Annotated in this window: 19 protein-coding genes; 13 read left to right on the forward strand and 6 right to left on the reverse strand. The window is 71.2% G+C overall.

The genetic code is table 11. The annotated features are described in order from the left end of the window. Positions 1-136 precede the first annotated feature (136 nt). The 5 genes from aroH to der all read left to right on the forward strand — a co-directional run bounded on the left by aroH (position 137) and on the right by der (position 4559). Complete coding sequence (gene aroH, locus AB0G47_RS34040) at positions 137-499, forward strand: chorismate mutase (RefSeq protein WP_360777852.1); 363 nt, start codon at positions 137-139, stop codon at positions 497-499. Next, on the forward strand, positions 496-1581 hold the full coding sequence (locus AB0G47_RS34045; RefSeq protein WP_360777854.1) for a prephenate dehydrogenase: 1086 nt from the start codon (positions 496-498) through the stop codon (positions 1579-1581). Before aroH ends, AB0G47_RS34045 begins: the two co-directional genes overlap by 4 nt. 89 nt (positions 1582-1670) lie before the next feature. Next, the gene (gene cmk / locus AB0G47_RS34050; protein WP_360777856.1) at positions 1671-2366 is read left to right on the forward strand and encodes a (d)CMP kinase; all 696 of its coding nucleotides are present in this window, start codon (positions 1671-1673) and stop codon (positions 2364-2366) included. Positions 2367-2422: 56 nt separating this feature from the next. After that, a complete protein-coding gene (locus AB0G47_RS34055; RefSeq protein ID WP_360778063.1) occupies positions 2423-3010 on the forward strand; it encodes a lysophospholipid acyltransferase family protein in 588 nt (195 codons plus the stop codon). 79 nt (positions 3011-3089) lie between these two features. Continuing rightward, positions 3090-4559, forward strand: a complete 1470-nt coding sequence (gene der / locus AB0G47_RS34060) for a ribosome biogenesis GTPase Der (protein ID WP_360777858.1) — start codon at positions 3090-3092, stop codon at positions 4557-4559. Between the two features lie 91 nt (positions 4560-4650). Here the strand turns inward: der and AB0G47_RS34065 are convergent, their stop codons facing one another. Beyond that, a complete protein-coding gene (locus AB0G47_RS34065) occupies positions 4651-5007 on the reverse strand; it encodes a hypothetical protein (protein ID WP_360777860.1) in 357 nt (118 codons plus the stop codon). Positions 5008-5123: 116 nt separating this feature from the next. Then, entirely contained in the window at positions 5124-5903 is a 780-nt protein-coding gene (locus AB0G47_RS34070; RefSeq protein WP_360777862.1) for a hypothetical protein, read from the reverse strand. Between the two features lie 522 nt (positions 5904-6425). Between AB0G47_RS34070 and AB0G47_RS34075 the strand changes: the two genes are divergently transcribed. Then, a complete protein-coding gene (locus AB0G47_RS34075; protein WP_360777864.1) occupies positions 6426-7046 on the forward strand; it encodes a transglycosylase family protein in 621 nt (206 codons plus the stop codon). Between the two features lie 110 nt (positions 7047-7156). Continuing rightward, positions 7157-7789 (forward strand): transglycosylase family protein, encoded by a 633-nt coding sequence (locus AB0G47_RS34080; protein ID WP_360777866.1) that lies wholly within the window; start codon positions 7157-7159, stop codon positions 7787-7789. A 2-nt stretch (positions 7790-7791) separates the two neighbouring features. Here the strand turns inward: AB0G47_RS34080 and AB0G47_RS34085 are convergent, their stop codons facing one another. The 3 genes from AB0G47_RS34085 to AB0G47_RS34095 are packed head-to-tail and all read right to left on the reverse strand — an operon-like array spanning position 7792 to position 12153. Further along, the gene (locus tag AB0G47_RS34085; RefSeq protein ID WP_360777868.1) at positions 7792-8478 is read right to left on the reverse strand and encodes an ATP-binding cassette domain-containing protein; all 687 of its coding nucleotides are present in this window, start codon (positions 8476-8478) and stop codon (positions 7792-7794) included. Next, entirely contained in the window at positions 8475-11639 is a 3165-nt protein-coding gene (locus AB0G47_RS34090) for an ATP-binding cassette domain-containing protein (protein WP_360777870.1), read from the reverse strand. Before AB0G47_RS34090 ends, AB0G47_RS34085 begins: the two co-directional genes overlap by 4 nt. Before the next feature lie 4 nt (positions 11640-11643). Then, positions 11644-12153 (reverse strand): hypothetical protein, encoded by a 510-nt coding sequence (locus AB0G47_RS34095; protein WP_360777872.1) that lies wholly within the window; start codon positions 12151-12153, stop codon positions 11644-11646. 200 nt (positions 12154-12353) lie between these two features. Between AB0G47_RS34095 and AB0G47_RS34100 the strand changes: the two genes are divergently transcribed. From AB0G47_RS34100 to AB0G47_RS34120, 5 genes are all read left to right on the forward strand, one after another. Continuing rightward, positions 12354-12854, forward strand: a complete 501-nt coding sequence (locus AB0G47_RS34100; protein WP_360777874.1) for a hypothetical protein — start codon at positions 12354-12356, stop codon at positions 12852-12854. Continuing rightward, positions 12829-14115, forward strand: coding sequence for an ABC transporter substrate-binding protein (locus AB0G47_RS34105; protein WP_360777876.1), 1287 nt, complete (start codon positions 12829-12831; stop codon positions 14113-14115). The genes AB0G47_RS34100 and AB0G47_RS34105 overlap by 26 nt, the downstream gene beginning before the upstream one ends. A gap of 163 nt (positions 14116-14278) precedes the next feature. Continuing rightward, on the forward strand, positions 14279-15544 hold the full coding sequence (locus AB0G47_RS34110) for a glycosyltransferase family 4 protein (RefSeq protein WP_360777878.1): 1266 nt from the start codon (positions 14279-14281) through the stop codon (positions 15542-15544). Continuing rightward, on the forward strand, positions 15541-16416 hold the full coding sequence (locus AB0G47_RS34115; RefSeq protein WP_360777880.1) for a hypothetical protein: 876 nt from the start codon (positions 15541-15543) through the stop codon (positions 16414-16416). Before AB0G47_RS34110 ends, AB0G47_RS34115 begins: the two co-directional genes overlap by 4 nt. A 78-nt stretch (positions 16417-16494) precedes the next feature. Next, the gene (locus AB0G47_RS34120; RefSeq protein ID WP_360777882.1) at positions 16495-17499 is read left to right on the forward strand and encodes a YafY family protein; all 1005 of its coding nucleotides are present in this window, start codon (positions 16495-16497) and stop codon (positions 17497-17499) included. On the opposite strand, the gene ctaD is transcribed toward AB0G47_RS34120, so the two are convergent. Then, positions 17414-19138 carry a cytochrome c oxidase subunit I gene (ctaD, locus tag AB0G47_RS34125; protein ID WP_360777883.1) on the reverse strand — a complete coding sequence of 575 codons (1725 nt, stop codon included), beginning with the start codon at positions 19136-19138 and terminating at the stop codon, positions 17414-17416. The genes AB0G47_RS34120 and ctaD overlap by 86 nt on opposite strands. Before the next feature lie 415 nt (positions 19139-19553). Here ctaD and AB0G47_RS34130 point away from each other — a divergent pair, with 415 nt between their 5' ends. Beyond that, a complete protein-coding gene (locus tag AB0G47_RS34130; protein WP_266868660.1) occupies positions 19554-19769 on the forward strand; it encodes an I78 family peptidase inhibitor in 216 nt (71 codons plus the stop codon). Positions 19770-19836: the final 67 nt, after the last annotated feature.

The following is a 19836-nucleotide window of genomic DNA, read 5'->3' on the forward strand; positions in this document are numbered from 1 at the left end:
ATTGGCAGGGCACCCGAGACTGCCGAGGGGCACGCGGCGTCCGTCTCGGCAGGCGGGCGCCGCGCACTCGTCCCCGGGGCCCTGACTACCCTTGTGACCACAGCAAGTCGTAGATACGCGAGCGAGGAGCAGCACTGTGGCGGTACGAGCGGTCCGGGGCGCCGTCCAACTGGAGCGGGACGCGGCCGACCACATGGACGAGCAGGTCAGCGAGCTGCTCACCGCCATCCTCGAGCGGAACGGACTGACCCAGGACGACCTGATCAGCATCTGGTTCACGGCGACGCCCGATCTGCACTCCGACTTCCCGGCCGCGGCCGCGCGCAAGCTGGGCATCGTGGACGTCCCGCTGATCTGCGCGCAGGAGCTGGAGATCAACGGCGCGATGCGCCGTGTCGTCCGGGTCCTCGCGCACATCGAGACCGACAAGCCCCGCTCCGAGATCACGCACGTCTACCTCGGCGCCGCTGCCACCCTTCGCAAGGACATCGCCCAGTGAGAACCGCCCTCGTCATCGGCACCGGCCTGATCGGCACCTCCGCCGCGCTTGCGCTCGTCTCGCGCGGAGTGACCGTGCACCTCGCCGACCACGACCCCGGGCAGGCCCGCACGGCGGCCGCGCTCGGCGCCGGCACGGACGAGGAGCCCGAGGGCCGCGTCGACCTGTGCGTCGTCGCCGTGCCGCCTGCGCATGTCGCCGCGACCCTGGCCGACGTCATGGGGCGCGGGGCCGCGCGCGGCTACCTCGACGTGGCCAGCGTCAAGGGCGGGCCGCGCCGTGAGCTGGAGGCGCTCGGCATCGACCTCACCCCGTACATCGGTACGCACCCCATGTCCGGCCGCGAGCGCAGCGGCCCCCTGGCCGCCACCGCCGACCTCTTCGAGGGGCGGCCGTGGGTGCTGACCCCGACCCGGGACACCGACACCGAGGTCCTCAACCTCGCCCTCGAACTGGTCGCGCTCTGCCGCGCGGTGCCGGTCGTCATGGACGCCGAGGCGCACGACCGCGCGGTCGCGCTCGTCTCGCACATGCCGCACCTCGTGTCCAGCATGGTCGCCGCCCGCCTGGAGGACGCCGAGGAGACGGCGGTGCGCCTGTGCGGGCAGGGCATCCGTGACGTCACGCGCATCGCCGCGTCCGACCCGGGGATGTGGATCGACATCCTGTCCGCGAATCCCGGCCCGGTGGCCGACCTCCTCGCGGCGGTCGCCACGGACCTGGACGAGACGGTGACCGCGCTGCGCGCCCTGCAGTCGGCGGACGAGTCCAAGCGGCGGGACGGCGCTGCCGGAGTCGAGGGCATGCTGCGGCGTGGCAACGCCGGGCAGGTGCGGGTACCGGGCAAGCACGGGGCGGCGCCTGCCACGTACGAGATCGTCGCGGTGCTCATCGACGACCAGCCCGGCCAGCTGGCCCGGATCTTCGCCGACGCGGACCGTGCCGGGGTCAACATCGAGGACGTACGCATCGAGCACGCGACCGGGCAGCAGGCGGGCCTGGTCCAGCTGATGGTGGAGCCGAAGGCGGTGCCGGTGCTGAGCGCGGCACTGCGGGAACGGGGCTGGGCCATCCGGCAGTAAGAGGCGCTCGCGGGAGCCAGTAACCTTGTGCGGGGCGTGTCTGCGCCCCGCCTCCTTGCCCCGCGTCCTGAGAAAGGTGCCCGCACCCCGTGGAAACCGCCGAAACCGCCACCCAGGCTGCCGTCATCGTCGCCATCGACGGACCCTCCGGCACGGGCAAGTCGAGCACCTCCAAGGCCGTCGCCGCCCAGCTCGGCCTCAGCTACCTGGACACCGGCGCCCAGTACCGCGCGATCACCTGGTGGATGGTGAGCAACGGCATCGAGCTGACGGACCCGGGCGCCATCGCCGCGGCCGCCCAGAAGCCCGAGATCATCTCTGGCACCGACCCGTCCGCCCCGACCATCACGGTCGACGGCACGGACGTCGCGGGCCCGATCCGCACGACCGAGGTCACCTCCAAGGTCAGCGCCGTCAGCGCCGTGCCCGAGGTCCGCGCCCGGATCACGGACCTGCAGCGCTCCATCGCCGCGTCCGCCGAGAAGGGCATCGTCGTCGAGGGCCGTGACATCGGTACGACCGTCCTGCCCGACGCCGACCTGAAGATCTTCCTGACGGCCTCGCCCGAGGCCCGCGCCGCCCGCCGCTCCGGCGAGCTCAAGGGCGCCGACGTCAAGACGACCCAGGAAGCCCTCATCAAGCGGGACGCGGCCGACTCCAGCCGCAAGACGTCCCCGCTGGCGAAGGCCGGCGACGCCGTCGAGGTCGACACCACCGAGCTCACGCTCCAGCAGGTCATCGAGTGCGTCGTCACCCTCGTCGAGGAGAAGCGGGCCTCGAAGTGAGTGCGGCTCCATCGGAACGCGGTGCGGAGGTCGGCCGCCGTATCGGCGTCGGCCTCATGTACGGGCTGTTCAAGCCCCGCGTCCTGGGCGCCTGGAAGGTCCCCGCGGCAGGACCGGCGATCCTGGCCGTGAACCACTCGCACAACGTCGACGGTCCGATGGTGATGGGCACGGCCCCGCGGCCCACGCACTTCCTCATCAAGAAGGAAGCGTTCATCGGCCCCCTTGACCCCTTCCTGCGCCGCATCGGGCAGCTGAAGGTGGACCGTGAGATCGCCGACCGCACGGCGATCACCCGCGCCCTCGGGGTCCTGGAGGACGGCGGCGTCCTCGGGATCTTCCCCGAGGGCACCCGGGGCGAGGGAGACTTCGCCTCGCTGCGCGCGGGCCTGGCCTACTTCGCCGTACGCAGCGGAGCGCCGATCGTGCCCGTCGCGGTCCTGGGAAGCACGGAGAAGCGCGGACGGTTGATAAAGGGGCTGCCGCCGCTGCGCAGCCGGGTCGACGTCGTCTTCGGGGACCCCTTCGAAGCGGGCGACGGCAGCGGACGGCGTACGCGCAAGGCGCTGGACGAGGCGACCGTGCGCATCCAGGAGCGGCTCACCGCCCACCTGGAGAACGCCAGGCGCCTGACCGGGCGCTGAGCGAGACTTTCAGTAGTGGCCCGTCGCCAGAGAGAGACGGTCCACCGATCACCACGATGAACGACGAGGTACGGACTTCATGAACGACCAGATCCAGCCCGAGGGCTCGGAGCACGAGCACGGGGCGCTTGGCGATGCCGAGTACGCGGAGTTCATGGAGCTCGCCGCGGAAGAGGGCTTCGACGTCGAGGACGTCGAGGGCGCGATCGAGGCGGCGGGCCACGGCCCGCTGCCCGTCCTCGCCGTCATCGGCCGCCCCAATGTCGGCAAGTCGACCCTCGTCAACCGCATCATCGGCCGCCGCGAGGCCGTCGTCGAGGACCGCCCCGGCGTGACCCGCGACCGCGTGACGTACGAGGCGGAGTGGGCGGGCCGCCGCTTCAAGCTCGTCGACACCGGCGGCTGGGAGCAGGACGTGCTCGGCATCGACGCGTCCGTCGCCGCCCAGGCCGAGTACGCGATCGAGGCGGCCGACGCGGTCGTCTTCGTCGTGGACGCCACCGTCGGCGCCACCGACACGGACGAGGCCGTCGTCCGGCTGCTCCGCAAGGTGGGCAAGCCGGTCGTCCTGTGTGCCAACAAGGTCGACGGCCCGTCCGGCGAGGCCGACGCCACCGCCCTGTGGGCCCTCGGCCTCGGCGAGCCGTACCCCGTCTCCGCGCTGCACGGCCGCGGCACCGGCGACATGCTGGACGCCGTCCTGGAGGCGCTGCCCGAGGCGCCCGAGCAGACCTTCGGCGCCGCCATCGGCGGCCCGCGCCGCATCGCACTCATCGGCCGCCCGAACGTCGGCAAGTCCTCGCTGCTCAACAAGGTCGCGAACGAGGACCGCGTGGTCGTCAACGAGCTCGCGGGCACCACCCGCGACCCGGTCGACGAGCTCATCGAACTCGGCGGGATCGTCTGGAAGTTCGTGGACACGGCGGGCATCCGCAAGCGCGTCCACCTGCAGCAGGGCGCCGACTACTACGCCTCCCTGCGCACCGCCGCCGCCGTCGAGAAGGCGGAGGTCGCGGTCATCCTGATCGACGCCAGCGAATCGATCAGCATCCAGGACCAGCGCATCGTGACGATGGCCGTCGAGGCGGGCCGCGCCATCGTCCTCGCGTACAACAAGTGGGACACCCTCGACGAGGAGCGCCGCTACTACCTGGAGCGGGAGATCGAGACCGAGTTCCAGCAGGTCGCGTGGGCGCCCCGGGTCAATGTGTCGGCGACGACCGGCCGCCACATGGACAAGCTGGTCCCCGCGATCGAGACGGCCCTTGAAGGCTGGGAGACGCGCGTCCCGACGGGCCGTCTGAACGCCTTCCTCGGCGAGCTGGTGGCCTCCCACCCGCACCCGGTGCGCGGCGGCAAGCAGCCCCGCATCCTCTTCGGCACGCAGGCGGGCACCAAGCCGCCGCGCTTCGTCCTCTTCTCCTCCGGCTTCATCGAGCACGGCTACCGCCGCTTCGTGGAGCGCAGGCTGCGCGAGGAGTTCGGCTTCGAGGGCACGCCGATCCACATCTCGGTGCGGGTGCGCGAGAAGCGCGGCCGCAAGAAGTAGCAGCCACGCAGCAACGAACGGGTGAGGCCCCGCCTTCTTTGAATTCTTTGCGGAATCCGAAGAAGGCGGGGCCTCACCCGTGTGCGGTGCCTCAGTTCCCCCTGCGCGGTCCCGGTGGCAGCGCCGCGGGGAACTGCTGGTGGCCCGTGCCGTGCTGCTCCTGGCCGTAGCGGGTCACCTGCAGCTGGCTGAGCGTGTTGTGCCGCTGGCCCTGCCGGTCGCCCACCCGGTGCATGCCGTACGGCATGGCACCGAAGGCCGTGAAGCCCAGATCCTCCTCGCCGCTGCGGTCACCCGGCAGGGCCTTGAACGACCTGCGGTACTCCGAGTACAACGCGTCGTAGATCGGCGTGGCCGAGTAGGTGCCCTCGGTGTCCTGCGGCGAGCGCATGGACGGAATGGGGTTCTGGTAGGCGGGCCGGTGGCGAGTGGGGTCGTATGTGTGCACGTATGTGCCAACGACCCCATGCGCGTACGGATGCGGGGGGCCGCGCCGCTTTCGCGCGGCGCCGGGGGTGTGACCGGCGCGTTCGCGGCTCGCGGCGCGGCCCGGGAGTGGTCGGCTCAGGTGCCCGCGAGCGGCATCGCGGCGCCCACCAGGCGCCCGTGCGCCGCCGCGTTGTCCAGGGCGCCGCGCAGCAGGTCCTCGCGGGGCTGCCGGCCGATGGAGCCGACCGGCGCCGCGAACACGAGCACCATCTGCAGCTTGTTGGCCGCGGCCCGCCAGGCGTCGGTGACCTGGAGCGGGTGGTGCGCCTGCCACCAGGCGACGGAGCCGCCGTCGGCGCCTGGCTGGAGCACGGCGTGCAGCTGGCCCATGGCGAGCAGCACCGACCAGCCGTGCAGCACGTCGGGCACGGTGTCCAGCGAGGTCACCGGCATGTAGCCCTGCTCGATCAGGAGCGGCAGGAAGTCGTCGCCGCCGCCCGCGGCGGCGCCGGGGCGCACGATGGCGCCGGTCGGTTCGACGACGAGCGCGGGGTGCAGCTCGCCATCGATGAGGACGAGACCGCTGGTCACGCCGAGGACGGCCTGGTCGGGCGCTCCTCCGGCGGGCCCGGTCCCGTCATCGCCGGTGATCGAGCGGACGGCGCCCTGGAGCTGCTCCTCGGAGACCTGGACGATCTGGGAGGGCAGGCAGGTGGCGTGGGCGAAGGCGAGTACGGCGGTCTCGTTGCCGATGAACAGGACCGTGCTGGTGCGTTCCTGCTCCGAGTCGCCCGGGGTACGGCAGGAGGTGCAGTCGTAACTGCCCGGGGCGTTCTCTCCGGCGAGCAGCCGGTCGGCTTCTTCGTCGCCGATCTCGGCGCGTACGTCGTCGCCGACGTCGAGCATGCGCGGCACGGGTGGCTCCTCGGAATCGATGCGTGGGAGCCGGCGGTGTCCGGCTCATAAGGAGACAACGGGCGATCAGTGGCGCAAGTCACGCGCGAGAGCGAACGGAATCGAACCATCCGCAGCGGAGGGTGAGCTGTCCGGCGGAATTCGTCACTCCGTGCCAACGCCTGGCGGGTACAGGGAAGTTGGGGCGGTGAGGTGGGTCACAGATCCACTGAGATGCAGGTCGACAAATACTGAAATCAGTGAATTAAGTGGCTGGCCGAAAATCGACGATACCGGCGGTAACGGTCAACTGGCCTGGAATGACAAGGAGTTGGTTGATATAGGGGTGAGTGGGCTCCTAGATTCCCCCCTCGTGTGCAGCGAGCACCGCTCAGGTACGTCCGTCGGGTGCACCAGCCAGCTCAAGCACCGCGGCACGAGAGTGCCGACTCCGGCGGACGGGGTGGAGTGGACCTCAGGCGTCAGATGCGCGATGAGGACCACGGCATCAGGGGGAGCCTGGGTCCTTCGAGAGGGACATACATGTCCGCACATCCCAAGCGCGTTCGCAGGACTGCAGTGATCGGCGGAGCGGCGTTGCTCGCCCCGCTGGGACTGCTCACCGCCACCGGCCAGGCCGGAGCGGCGGACAGCGGAGTGTGGGATCGCATCGCTCAGTGCGAGAGCGGCGGAAACTGGAGCATCAACACCGGCAACGGCTACTACGGAGGACTGCAGTTCTCCGCCAGTACCTGGCGCGCGTACGGCGGCGGGGCCTACGCGGCGACCGCCGACAAGGCGTCCAAGGCGCAGCAGATCGCTGTCGCCACCAAGGTGCAGCGCGCTCAGGGGTGGGGCGCGTGGCCCACGTGCTCGGCACGGGCGGGAGCGTCCGGCAGTGCGCCGGGGGCGGCGGCTCCCGCGGCGCCCAAGGCCGTCAAGGAACGGCCCGCGAAGGAACGGCCCGCGAAGGAGCGCGGCCGTACGCCGAGCCACACCGACCGGGGTTCCGGCCGCGGTGACTACACCGTCAAGCGAGGGGACACCCTCAGCAGGATCGCGGCGGAGCACGGTGTCGGCTGGCGTCAGGTCTACGCCGCCAACAAGGCGGTCATCGGCGGCGATCCGAACATGATCGTGCCGGGGCAGCGGCTCGACCTCTGAGCCGGTCCGCTTCGGGCATGGCCCTGCCCGGTCGTCCGATCGGGTGGGGCCGTGTCCGTGCCGGGCGCGGCACGCCTTTGCGCCGCTGCCGCCCTGCCTAGCGTGTCCGGATGTACCCGATGCGGATGTTCCCGACGCGGATGTTCCCGATGTCGATCGAGCGGCTCCGGTCGCTGTGGCCCGCCGCGCTGCTCGCCACCGCGGTGTCCCTGTCGGCGACGATCGTGCCGGCGGCCGCGTCGGCCGCTCCGCCGCCGCTGCCCGGTCCCCCTGCCGCCGCCGCGGCGTACGACTGCTCCCGTACCGAGGGGCCGTGGACCTGCCTCGCCCAGTGCGAGAGCAGCGGACGGTGGAATGTGAACACCGGAAACGGCTTCTACGGAGGGCTGCAGTTCTGGCAGCCCACCTGGGAGAAGCACGGCGGGCTCAAGTACGCGCCGCGTGCTGATCTCGCCACCAAGGAGGAGCAGATCAAGGTCGCCGAGAAGGTGCTGCGGAAACAGGGGTGGGACGCCTGGCCCGCGTGCTCGAAGAAGATCCCGAAGGAGATCCGGGACGGGCTCGCCAGGGTGCATGTGGTCAAGAAGGGCGAGACGCTGAGCTCGATCGCCCGGCGCTACAAGGTCAAGGGCGGCTGGCAGGCCCTCCACAAGGCCAACCGGAAGATGGTCGGGAGCCGTCCCGATGCGCTGAACCCCGGCGCGGAGCTGATCATCCCCCGGGCGGGGGCCAACCGGTCCTGAGGTCATGGCCCGGGTGGTGGTCTTTCGGCCAGCTCCGCCGCCTCGCCGCTGAACACGACCTCGCCCCTGCGCAGTTCGTGCACCACCACTGCCGTCCGGCTCGCGCGTTCGCGTACGCCGGGCGGCAGTCGCTGTTCTGCGGTGATCACGCAGGTGTCCGGGGCCAGGGTCATGAGGAGCTCGTACGTCCGGGACGCCACCGCCGGTGACATGCCCTGGGTGGGCTCGTCCACGAGGATCACCCGGGCCGGGGTCAGCAGGGCGCGGGAGAGGGCCAGCATGCGTTGCTCGCCGCCGGAGAGGGTGCCTGACCGGCGGGGGAGCAGGGGGCCGAGTTCGGGGTACGCGTCCAGGGCGGGGGCGAAGTCGCCCTTGGGGGCCGAAAGGGCGAGGTTCTCGCGGACCGTGAGGGTGCCGTAGATCGCCTGTCTGTCCGGTACGAAGCACAGGCCTCGCCTCGCGCGTTCGTGCGGGGTGAGCCGGGTGACGTCCCTGCCGTCCCAGGTGACGGTGCCCGCGGAGAGGGGGGCCGTGCCGGCCAGGGCGCGCAGGGCCGTGGTGCGGCCGGAGCCGTTGCGGCCGAGGAGGACGGTGAGGCCGTGGGGGTGGGCGGCGAGGGTCACGCCGTGCAGGGCTTCCAGGGGGCCGTAGCGGACGCGGGCCTGGTGGAGTGCGATGCCGGTGCTCATGGTGCTGCCCTGTGGAGCACTTCCGTCGGCGGGCCCGATGTGATGATGCGGCCCGCCGTCATGACGTGCACGGTGTCGGCCAGGTCCGCCACCAGGTCCAGGTCGTGCTCCACCACGAGCAGTGCCATGCCGTCCGCCGCGAGGGCGCGCAGGAGGCGGGTGAGGGCGGCGGCCTCGGCGGTGTCCAGGCCGGCCGCGGGCTCGTCCAGGAGGAGGGTGTGCGGGGTGCCCGCCAGGGCTCGGGCGAGTTCTACGCGTCGGAGGGTGCCGGTGGGGAGGTCCGCCGCGGGGTGGTGGCGGGTGGGGCCGTCCAGGGAGAGGAGGCGGAGGGCGTGGGTGGTGGCCTCCGGGACGTCCGCTCGGCTCTGGTCCGCGGCGACTTGGACGTTCTCGGTGATGGTCAGGGACGGGAAGACCGACAGCTGCTGGAAGGTGCGGGCGACGCCGAGGCGGGTGCGGGTGTGGGCGGGGAGGTGGGTGATGTCGCGGTCGTCGAGGGTGATGCGGCCGGAGTCGGGGCGGAGGGTTCCGGCCAGGCAGTGGAAGAGGGTGCTCTTGCCCGCTCCGTTGGGGCCTACTACGGCGGTGATGTGGCCCGGGGGTACGGCCAGGGTTACGCGGTTCAGGGCGGTGAAGCCGTTGTAGGTGAGGGTGATGTCGTGGGCGGCGAGGGTTGCGGGGGACTGGGGAGCGGTTACGGGGGTTTGGGGTGAGGAGCCGTCGCGCCCTTGGTCCGGTTGTGGGGCGGGGCCGCGCCGGTATGTCCGTACTCGCCATCTCGGTCTGAGCGCTTTGCTGCTGCGGCTGGGGAGTCCTGCGAACCGTGCTCCGTGCGGACATACCGACACGTCCCCTCCCGTCTCACGGGCGCCTGCCGGCCGAATCAACTTCCGGTCCGAGCGACGATCGTTTCCGGTTTCGGGTTCGTCGGCCGTGCGGGGATTGTCTCCGGTTTCGGGTCTGTCGGCCGTGCGGGGTTCGTCTCTGGTTCCGGGTTCGTCGGCCGTGCGGGGTTCGTCTCTGGTTCCGGGTTCGTCGGCCGTGCGGGGATCGTTTCCGGTTTCGGGTCTGTCGGCCGTGCGAGGGTCGTCTTCAGTTCCGGGGCCGTTCGCTGTGCCCCTGCTGCTTTCCCCACCGTCGCCCTCGCCAGGACCGTTCCTGGCTCCGGGCCCGTCCCCTGTGCCGGGCCCGTCTCCCGTCGCGGGCCGGGCGTCTGTGCTGGGCCCGTCTCCCCCACCGTCCTTGCTGTGGGCAGGCGTTCCGCACGGCGGAACGGGTGGGCACAGCCTCAGCTGCCGGGTGCCGATGGGCGTGGTGGCGAGCAAGGCCTCGCGGGCCCGCTTGCCCAAGGGGGTCAGCGTCGGATGCCGGGTCAGGCGGGCCGTTGCTGAGCGCAGCGCCTCGTAAGGACCGCCGGGGAAGCGACCGATCAGTACCGCAAGGATGCCGATCAACGCCGCCGCCACACCGCCCCGCGCCCCCGCGTCCAGGCCCACCAGAAGCGCCGCCGCGATCAGCGCCCCCAGGAGGCTGTCCGCGCCCAGGACCAGTACCGCCGCGAACCAGAGGAGGCCGCGTACGGGGTCGTACGCCGCGGGGTCGAAGGCCCGCAGCCCCATGCCCAGCATTCCGCCGCCGAGAGCGGCAAGCGCCGCGCCCGCGACGAACGCGGTCAGCTTCAGGGTGCGGACGGGGACCCCCGAAGCCGCCGCCCCCGCCTCGTGGTCCCGCATCGCGGCCAGGGCGCGGCCCATGCGGCCCCGCCGCAGCGTGGTGGCGAAGAGCAGCGCCGCGGCGAGGAGGAGCAGTTCCAGTACGTAGTACGCGCGGTCCCCCGCGAAGCCCGCGGGGCGGTCCAGGTTCAGGCCCGACGTCGCGTACGGCTGCGCGAAGACGAAGCGGCTGACCCCGACGCCCACCGCGAACGTCGCGAGGGCGAGCGCCAGGCCGTGGCGGCTGATCGCGGGCCAGCCGGTGAGGAGGCCGAGGGGGGCCACGAGGAGGACGGCTACGGCAAGGGCCGGGAAATGGGGGAGTTCCGGCAGGCCGGGGAAGCGGCCCGCCGCGAGGAGAGCCGTGAACAGCGCGCCGAGCCCCGCATACGCCGCCTGGCCCAGGGAGATCTGCCCTCCCCTGCCCGTGACGATCACCAGGGAGAGGAGAATGACCGCCAACGCCGGGACCTGGACCGATGTCGTCAGGTCCGAGCCCGCGAAGCCCAGCGGGATGAGGAAGAGGACCACGGTCACTATCCACGCGCCGGGCGGTGTCGGCACGCGTGCCGTCGCCGTGCGGGGGAGCGTGGTCCGCGCGCCGATGCCGGGGAGCACCAGGGCCGCGACGAGCAGCGCCACCACGAAGAGGTTCGCGCCGAGCGCCTGGACCAACGGCTCCGCCCAGCCCGAGGGATGAAGGCGGGTCAGCTGGCTCTGGGCCACCCCGAGGCCCAGGGCCACCACGACCGCGATCGCCAGGCTCCGCATCCGCGCCGCCACCGCGACGGCCACCACCTCCATGACCAGGAGCGGCATGCCGTAGGGGTCCAGGCGTACGAAGGGGGCGAGCAGCGCTCCGGTGAGGCCCGCCGTGAACGCGCCGAACGCCCAGCCCGCCGCCGCCACCCGGTCCGCGTCGATACCGCCGAGGACGGCGAGGGACCGGTTGTCGACCACCGCCCGCAGCTCACCGCCGAAGCGGGTCCAGCGGGTGACCGCCCAGACGGCCGCCGCGAGCGCCACGGTCACCGCCAGTTGGGCCCAGGGGTCCGATGAGACGAGCACGGGCGCGTCCGCCTTCGCCCCGGGGCCCCACAGCAGCGCGGCGCCCCCCACGAGCAGTACGAAGACGCCGATGGACGCCACCAGGGTCTGGGCCGGGTCGCTGCCGAGGACCGAAAGGGGGCGGAAGACCGCTCGCTCCAGGAGGAGGCCGATGGCCGGGGCGACGAGGAGGAGGGTGACCGTTGTCGCCAGCCAGAGCGGCCAGTTCCACTCGACCGTCAGCTCGCGCAGGACGTACGCGCAGACCATCGCGATCGCCCCGTGCGCGAAGTTGAGCACACCCGTCGCGCGGTACGTGACGATCAGGCCGATGCCGGTCAGGGCGGCCGCGCTGCCGACTGCGAGCCCGGCCAGCGTCAGGTCGTACGTCAGGGACGCCACCGGGTCAGTGCTCCGGGGACGGGGCGGCGGGGGCCTGTGGTTCGCAGATGGGGCAGGGGTCCAGGTCGCCGGTGGCCAGGATGCGGGCGTCCGCGGGGACGGCCTCCGGCTTGCCCGCGACCAGGGGGCAGTCGGCCCGGTGCCAGAGCGTGCCGCCGGGGATCATCAGGAGGTCGCCGCTGGTCGCGACGGGGGCCGGCTGTTCGCTGACCGGGGGAGGCGCTCCCGCCGCCACGAGGAGGCCGTACAGCTCCTCCACGCGGGCCGCGGCCAGCGCGCTCCTGCCATGGGCGAAGAGCACCGCCCCGGCAATGATCAGCGCCGCGCCCGGCACCGTGCAGGAGGCCAGATACGGCAACTGCCGCTCGGCGAAGCGTTCACCCGACATGCCGTACCAGCCGATCACGCTGAGCACGGCGCCGACGGCGAGGGCGGCGAACGCCGCCCAGAGGACCGGGCGCACGGCGCGGAGCCGAGCCGTACGAGCTGTCCGAACCGGTTGAGCCGCCCGCATTTGGCCCCCTGGGACATGTCGGTCACGTCGATGGGCTGTCCATGTCAGTCGATGGCTTGCACTATGCCTTCTGGAAGCTGACCCTGAAAGAACCGGGCCCTGATGGCTCGGACCGACACCCGGTGGTGAGCCAGATGGTTCTCTGGACCAGCCCCAGGCGGGGGATCGATCGCGAGCGGGGAAGGGTGCGGAGCGCGGCTTTGGCGGCTGCCGCGGTCCTGCTGATCGTTCCGGCCGCCGTGGCGTGCGGCGACGACAGCGGCGGGGGCGGCGAGAGTACCCCGCCGAAACCGTCGGCCGAGAAGACGACCGAAGCACCCGCGGACGACGCGACCGCGCCCGCGGATCCCGCGGCGGCCGAGAAGCAGGTCAAGGAGAACTGGGAGGAGTTCTTCGACCCTGCCACCTCCCTGAAGGACAAGGAGGCCCTGCTCGAGGACGGCACGAAGATGCGCGCCGTCCTGGAGAGCTTCAGCGGTGACGAGCGCGGCAAGCAGGTCAGTGCCGATGTGAGCAAGGTCGAGTTCACCTCCGCGACCGAGGCGGATGTGACGTACGCACTGACGTTGAAGGGCGCCACCGCGCTGCCCGACGCCTCGGGGACCTCCGTCAACCAGGACGACACCTGGAAGGTCTCCGTCAAGACCCTGTGCGCGCTGGTGAAGCTGAGCGGCAATGAGTCGCCCGGTCCGGGCTGTTGAGCTCCTGGCCGTATCCGCGCTGCTCGTCGTGGTGGCCGGGTGCGGCAGCAGGCTGCCCGAGAGCGACTTCGAGGACCGGGCCACGGCCCCCGTCCCGTCGGGGGAGGGAGGTGCGCCGATCCCCGTCGGCATCATCACCAGCGCCACGAGCCCGGTCGGCGGCTCGGCGTTCACCGGGCCGCGGGACGGGGCGAAGGCGTACTTCGAGCGGCTGAACGCGCGCGGCGGCATCGACGGGCGCAAGGTCGAGGTGCACACCTGTGACGACGGCGGCAGTGGCGTCGGCAACAACGAGTGCGTGCACAAGCTGGTCGACGAGGAGCAGGTTGTCGCGCTGGTCGCCACCACGTCGATGGAGTACGCCGGGGCCGCGCGCGTCTCCCGCGCGCGCGTGCCCGACATCGGGGGACAGCCGATCGGGTCCGCGTACGACACGTATCCGCATCTGTACGGGATCTACGGCAGCCTCGCGCCGAGGGACGGGAAGCCGGGCTGGGGCGGAAAGCTGTACGGCGGCACCGAGGTCTACCGCTACTTCAAGCGGGAGCAGGGGGCACGGACCGCCGCCGTCGTCTCCTACAACCAGTCCGCGTCGGCCGCCTACGCCCGGCTCGTCACCCGCGGCCTGGAGGCCGAGGGCTACAAGGTGGTCACCGAGCAGGTCGACTTCGCGCTGCCCAACTTCCGCGCCGCGGCGGCCGACCTGAAGGAACAGGGCGCCGACCTCGTCTTCGACGCGATGGACACGCACGGCAACGCCCAGCTGTGCGAGGCGATGGACGACGTCGGCGCGAAGGTCACCGCCAAGGTGACCAACGTGCAGAACTGGACATCTTCTGTCGCCGACGACTACAAGGACGCACCGCGCTGCCGCAACGCCCTGTGGGCCACCGGAGCGAGCCGCAACTACGAGGACGAGGACCAGCCGGAAGTACGCGCGTTCCGTGACGCCCTGAAGGGAAAGGCGCTCTCCCAGTGGCACCTTGAGGGCTGGGCAGCGGCCATGTGGTTCACGGACGCGGCGAAGTCCTGCCGGGGCGACGTCACGCGCGCGTGCGTCGACCGCTTCATGAACCGCGGTGAGCCGTACACCGCGCGCGGGCTGCTGCTCCCGGTGACCTACGAGCAGCGGGCCGAACCGCCGAAGACCCGCAGGACGTGTGTGTCCGTGGCCCGCTGGAAGGACAGTGAGGGCTGGGTCACACAAGGAGAGATGGACAAGAACTGCTTCGAAGTGCCCCAGCTCTCCTACCAGCCATGATGCGTGTGCCCGCCAAGAAGTTCCCGAAGGCGACTATCGATGGCGCAACTGTTGGGGAACAAGATGATGATGAAACCCAACCCTCTGGCCGGATTCCCCGTCTAACCCTGCGGTAGGCGGACGAGACGGACTGTCCGCGGGGAAGCGTGGGATACGGGGACGCATGCATATCTCTTTCCTGATTCACAACGCGTACGGAATCGGGGGGACGATCCGGACGACGTACAACTTGGCGAACAAGCTCGCCGAGCAGCACGACGTCGAGATCGTCTCCGTCTTCCGCCACCGGGACGAACCCGTCTTCGCCCCGGACCCGCGCGTCGCGCTCAGCCACCTCGTGGACCTGCGCAAGGAGAGTCCCGGCTTCGAAGGGCAGGACCCCGACGCCCTGTTGCCCGCCCGTACGTTCCCCGCCTCGGAAGGGCGTTACGACCAGTACAGCGCCCTCACCGACCGGCGCATCGCCGGGCATCTGGCATCGGTGAGCGCCGATGTGGTGGTCGGGACGCGCCCCGGGCTCAACGTGCACGTCGCGCGTGAGACCGCGCGCGGACCGCTGCGCGTGGGCCAGGAGCACCTCACGCTCGACAGCCACTCCAAGGAACTGCGCCGCCAGTTGCGCAGCGTCTACCCCCGCCTCGACGTCCTGACCACGACGACCGAGGCCGACGCCCGCGCCTACCGCCGCAAGATGCGACTGCCCGGCGTCCATGTCCAGGCCGTGCCCAACCCCGTGCCCGCGCCGGGCATCGAGCCCGCCGACGGCTCCCACAAATGGGTCGTCGCGGCCGGGCGGCTCGCCCCCGTCAAGCGGTACGACCTGCTGATCAGGGCCTTCGACAAGGTGCGGCGCGAGCGGCCCGACTGGCGGCTGCGGATCTACGGCGGGGGCAAGCAGAAGGAGAAGCTGCGCGCCCTGATCGATGAACTCGGCCTCTACAACCACGTGTTCCTGATGGGCCCCGCCCACCCCATCGAGCCCGAGTGGGCCAAGGGCTCCATCGCGGCCGTCACCTCCAGCCTGGAGTCCTTCGGCATGACGATCGTGGAGGCGATGCGCTGCGGCCTGCCCGTCGTCGCCACCGACTGCCCGCACGGGCCCGGCGAGATCATCGAGAACGGTGTCGACGGGCGCCTCGTCGAGGTCGGCAACACCGACGCCATCGCGGGCGGACTGCTCGAACTGATCAACAACGACTCGCTGCGGCAGCGGATGGCGGGCGCGGCGCTCCAGGACTCCGAACGCTTCGACCCGGCCCGGATAGCCGAGCGCTACGACGCGATGTTCAGCGGAATGCTCGCCCGCGGCAGCTCGTTCGGCGGCCGGATGCGCGGCTCGCTGCACCGCACGCGCGGCGCGCTGCTCGGCGGTGCGTACGCCCTGCGGGACATCGGACACGGCATACAGACGAAGGGATCCCCCGCATGACGGCCTTGGCCACCTCGGACGCCTCGACGCCCTGTGACGCCGGGAGCGGGCAGGATGTGGCCGCGGCACCGCGCGCCGACTGCATAGCCGACTCGGCGGGCGGTCTGACCTTCGACGTCACCGACCCGGGCGGGGCGGGCGCGGCCCATCTGCTGCTTCGCCGCCGCGAGGCCGCGTCCCCCGATGAGGACGTGCGGCTCCCGCTGTCCCCGGGCGCCGACGGCAGGCTGCGGGCCGCGCTGCCCAGCAGCGTCGAGCTCGCCGAGGGCCGCTGGAACGCCTACGCGCAGGTCGAGGGTGGCACACCGCGCCGCCTCGCGCCCGGCGTGAACGACCTGCGCTCACTGGTCGACCGCGCGCCGAGCGGCGCCCGCGGCCACATCGCCGTACGCATTCCGTACGCCACCAAGCAGGGCAACCTCTCCGTACGCAGCTGGCTGCGTGCCCCGCACGCGGAGATCGGCGAGATCGAGATCGCCGGCGCCGCGGTCACCGTGCGCGGGCGGGTCTACGGCACCGCGGTGACGGGCGCCGCGTACGCCGAGGCGTCCCGCAGGGCCGAGCCCGACCGCGTGGAGAGCTGTGAACTGACCGCCGACGGGCCCGAGTTCGGCTTCGGCCTGCGCTGCGACAGGCTCGCCGAGAGCGGCCCGGGGCCGTGGGACCTGTGGCTGCGCCCGCTGGGGGAGAGCGGGCCCCGGATCCGCCTTGCCCGGCTCCTGGACGACGTACCGGACAAGAAGCCGATCTTCACGTACCCGGCGGCGCGGATCGAGACGGCGGCGCACGGGCCGCTGGACGCGGGCCCGTACTACACGAACGACAACGACCTTTCGGTACGGATCCGCGAGGCGAGCGCGATCGGGGGCTGACCTCTTCCGGCTTTTTCCGGCCTCTTCCGCCCTCTTCGCGGACAGTGGCTGTCCGCGACGCCGGGCACAATCACCCCCATGTTGGAGACCTCCGCACGACTGCTCCGCCTGCTCTCGCTGCTGCAGGCCCACCGCGACTGGTCGGGGGCGGACCTGGCCGACCGGCTCGGCGTCACCCCGCGCACCGTCCGCCGTGACGTGGACCGGCTGCGCGAGCTCGGCTACCCCGTCAACGCGAGCCCCGGCACGGGCGGCGGCTACCAACTGGGGGCGGGCGCCCAGCTGCCGCCGCTGCTCCTGGACGACGACGAGGCGGTCGCGGTGGCGGTGGGCCTGCGCACCGCCGCGGGGCAGGGCATCGAGGGCATCGGTGAGACCTCCGTACGCGCCCTGACCAAGCTGGAACAGGTGCTGCCCGACAGGCTGCGGCGCCGGGTCGGCGCGCTGAACGCCTTCACCGTGCCGATGCTCAGGCCGCAGCGGCAGCAGGCCGTCGACCCCGTGGTCCTCACCGAACTCGCGGGCGCCTGCCGGGACTCGGAGCGGCTGCGCTTCGACTACCGCGACCACGGCGGCAGTTCGAGCCGCCGCACCGTCGAACCGCACCGCCTCGTCTGCACCGAGCAGCGCTGGTATCTGGTCGCCTGGGACGTGGACCGCGACGACTGGCGCACGTTCCGCGCGGACCGCGTCGAGCCCAGACCGCCGCACGGCCCGCGCTTCACCCCGCGCACCCTGCCCGCCGACGACCTCGCCGCGTACGTCTCCAAGGGCGTCTCCACCCGTGCGTACGCCGCACAGGCGGTGATCCGGCTGCTCGTGCCCCTGGAGACGGCCGCCGAGCGGGTCACCCCGTCGGACGGGACGCTGGAGGCCGAGAGCGAGGGGAGCTGTCTGCTGCACACGGGAGCCATGAGCCTGGACGTCATGGTGATCCATGTGCTGCTGATGGGCTTCGAGTTCGAGGTCGTCGAGCCGGCCGACCTCACCGGCCGGCTCAGCTCGGCGCGGGACCTGCTGAGCCGGGCCCTGGACCGGGGGGCTCGGCCCGCGGAGCCGGCGGCCGGGCGTCCGGCGCCTTGAGCGCCGCGTACTCGGGATGGTGCAGATCGAACGCCGGGGACTCCGAGCGGATCCGGGGCAGCGTGACGAAGTTGTGGCGCGGTGCCGGGCAGGAGGTCGCCCACTCCAGGGAGCGGCCGTAGCCCCAGGGGTCGTCGACCTCGACCTTCTTGCCGTACTTGGCGGTCTTCCAGAGGTTGTAGAGGAACGGCAGCGTGGACATGCCGAGCAGGAACGCCCCGATCGACGAGATGGTGTTGAGCGCGGTGAAGCCGTCCGCCGCCAGGTAGTCCGCGTAACGGCGCGGCATGCCCTCGGCGCCCAGCCAGTGCTGCACCAGGAACGTCGTGTGGAAGCCGACGAAGAGCGTCCAGAAGTGGATCCTGCCGAGCCGTTCGTCGAGCAGCTTCCCGGTGAGCTTGGGCCACCAGAAGTAGAAGCCGCCGAAGGTCGCGAAGACGACGGTGCCGAAGACGACGTAGTGGAAGTGCGCCACCACGAAGTACGAGTCGGTGACATGGAAGTCCAGGGGCGGCGAGGCCAGGATGACGCCCGTCAGGCCGCCGAAGAGGAAGCTCACCAGGAAGCCGATCGCCCACAGCATCGGGGTCTCGAAGGACAGTGAGCCCTTGAGCATCGTCCCCGTCCAGTTGAAGAACTTCACCCCGGTGGGCACCGCGATCAGGAAGGACATGAAGGAGAAGAAGGGCAGCAGGACCGCGCCCGTCGCGAACATGTGGTGCGCCCACACGACGACCGAGAGCCCGGTGATGGCCATCGTCGCGCCGACCAGCGGCACATAGCCGAAGATCGGTTTCCGGCTGAAGACCGGGATGATCTCCGTGATGATGCCGAAGAACGGCAGCGCGATGATGTAGACCTCGGGATGCCCGAAGAACCAGAAGAGGTGCTGCCACAGCAGCGCACCGCCGTTCTCCGAGGCGAACACCATGGAGTGGAAGCGCCGGTCCGCCTCCAGGACGAGCAGCGCGGCCGCGAGCACCGGGAACGCGATGAGCACCAGGATCGACGTAAACAGCACATTCCAGGTGAAGATGGGCATCCGGAACATCGTCATGCCGGGCGCCCGCATCCCGATGATGGTCGTCAGGAAGTTCACCGAGCCGAGGATCGTGCCGAACCCGGAGAGCGCGAGCCCCATGATCCACAGGTCGGCGCCGATGCCCGGCGACCGCTCCAGGCTGTTGAGCGGGGCGTAGGCGAACCAGCCGAAGGCCGCGGGCCCGCTCGGCACGAGCAGTGAGCCGAGCACCATCAGGCCGCCGAAGAGGAACAGCCAGTACGAGAGCATGTTCAGGCGCGGGAAGGCGACGTCGGGCGCGCCGATCTGCAGCGGCATGATCTCGTTGGCGAAGCCCGCGAAGGTCGGGGTCGCGAAGAGCAGCAGCATGATCGTGCCGTGCAGGGTGAACATCTGGTTGAACTCGTTGTTCGACATCAGCTGCAGCCCGGGGCGGGCGAGCTCGGCCCGCATCATCAGCGCCATCACGCCGGCGGCCAGGAAGAACACGAACGACGTGATCAGGTACAGATGACCGATCTTCTTGTGGTCGGTGGTGGTCAGCCAGTCCACGAGAACCCGGCCGAGATGCCTCTCCCGGACCGGTGGTGCCGCCGCCTGTGCGGTCTCAGTCCCCATCGCCTGCCCCTTCGCCGTCGCGCCCTGGGCCTGACCGAAGCACCCGCCATGATGCTCGCGTCACACCCGACTCCGACAGAGGGCGTACCGGCCCGCTGTGCCGGAACCCTGAATTCCCTATGCGGTGTCACATCCTGTGGACCGCCCACGATTCGGAAATGCGGAGGGTCTGTAAAGGCAACTCGCCGACCTTTTGGCCGCCCCATTCGCGCCGTATCAGAAGTGTCTCGGGGAGCCTGTGGGAAATCCATGAATCACTTCCGGACGCGTACGGAACCGCCCGTACGTGTGACGGAGTTAGGGTGAAACGGGCGTCGTGATGCTGTGACAAAAGTGTGACCGGGGTGGGATAGGTGACGCATGGTGTCCGGCCCCGGCCTTCCCCGGCGGGGCCGCGCCGCCTAACGTGGCGGCCATGGCACCTATTCCGACCCCTCCCGCCGAACCCCAGGACACCCCGGACGCCTACGTCGGCCTCGCCGCCGAAGGCGCCGAGCGGCAAGCCCGCGAGCGTGGCTGGTCCACCGTCAGGTCGCTGCCGCCGGGCGCGATCATCACCATGGAGTACCTCGCGGGGCGGCTCAACTTCGAGGTCAAGGAAGGCGTCGTGATCCGCTGCTGGAAGGGCTGAAGGCCGCTTCCGGCCCGGCCGTGCGCATGGCGAAGGCCCCGGCTCCTGTGAGGGAACCGGGGCCTTC

The sequence above is a fragment of the Streptomyces sp. NPDC021622 genome (genome assembly GCF_040640795.1).
Lineage (GTDB): Bacteria > Actinomycetota > Actinomycetes > Streptomycetales > Streptomycetaceae > Streptomyces.

What these genes read in the sequence shown, in the direction of transcription:
- AB0G47_RS34095 (WP_360777872.1), bottom strand. Translation starts at nt 12,153, where the DNA reads ATGCGGGCGGCTCAACCGGTTCGGACAGCTCGTACGGCTCGGCTCCGC.
- AB0G47_RS34055 (WP_360778063.1), top strand. Translation starts at nt 2,423, where the DNA reads ATGTACGGGCTGTTCAAGCCCCGCGTCCTGGGCGCCTGGAAGGTCCCC.
- AB0G47_RS34120 (WP_360777882.1), top strand. Translation starts at nt 16,495, where the DNA reads ATGTTGGAGACCTCCGCACGACTGCTCCGCCTGCTCTCGCTGCTGCAG.
- AB0G47_RS34085 (WP_360777868.1), bottom strand. Translation starts at nt 8,478, where the DNA reads ATGAGCACCGGCATCGCACTCCACCAGGCCCGCGTCCGCTACGGCCCC.
- der (WP_360777858.1), top strand. Translation starts at nt 3,090, where the DNA reads ATGAACGACCAGATCCAGCCCGAGGGCTCGGAGCACGAGCACGGGGCG.
- AB0G47_RS34110 (WP_360777878.1), top strand. Translation starts at nt 14,279, where the DNA reads ATGCATATCTCTTTCCTGATTCACAACGCGTACGGAATCGGGGGGACG.
- AB0G47_RS34080 (WP_360777866.1), top strand. Translation starts at nt 7,157, where the DNA reads ATGTACCCGATGCGGATGTTCCCGACGCGGATGTTCCCGATGTCGATC.
- AB0G47_RS34130 (WP_266868660.1), top strand. Translation starts at nt 19,554, where the DNA reads ATGGCACCTATTCCGACCCCTCCCGCCGAACCCCAGGACACCCCGGAC.
- AB0G47_RS34105 (WP_360777876.1), top strand. Translation starts at nt 12,829, where the DNA reads ATGAGTCGCCCGGTCCGGGCTGTTGAGCTCCTGGCCGTATCCGCGCTG.
- ctaD (WP_360777883.1), bottom strand. Translation starts at nt 19,138, where the DNA reads ATGGGGACTGAGACCGCACAGGCGGCGGCACCACCGGTCCGGGAGAGG.
- AB0G47_RS34115 (WP_360777880.1), top strand. Translation starts at nt 15,541, where the DNA reads ATGACGGCCTTGGCCACCTCGGACGCCTCGACGCCCTGTGACGCCGGG.
- AB0G47_RS34075 (WP_360777864.1), top strand. Translation starts at nt 6,426, where the DNA reads ATGTCCGCACATCCCAAGCGCGTTCGCAGGACTGCAGTGATCGGCGGA.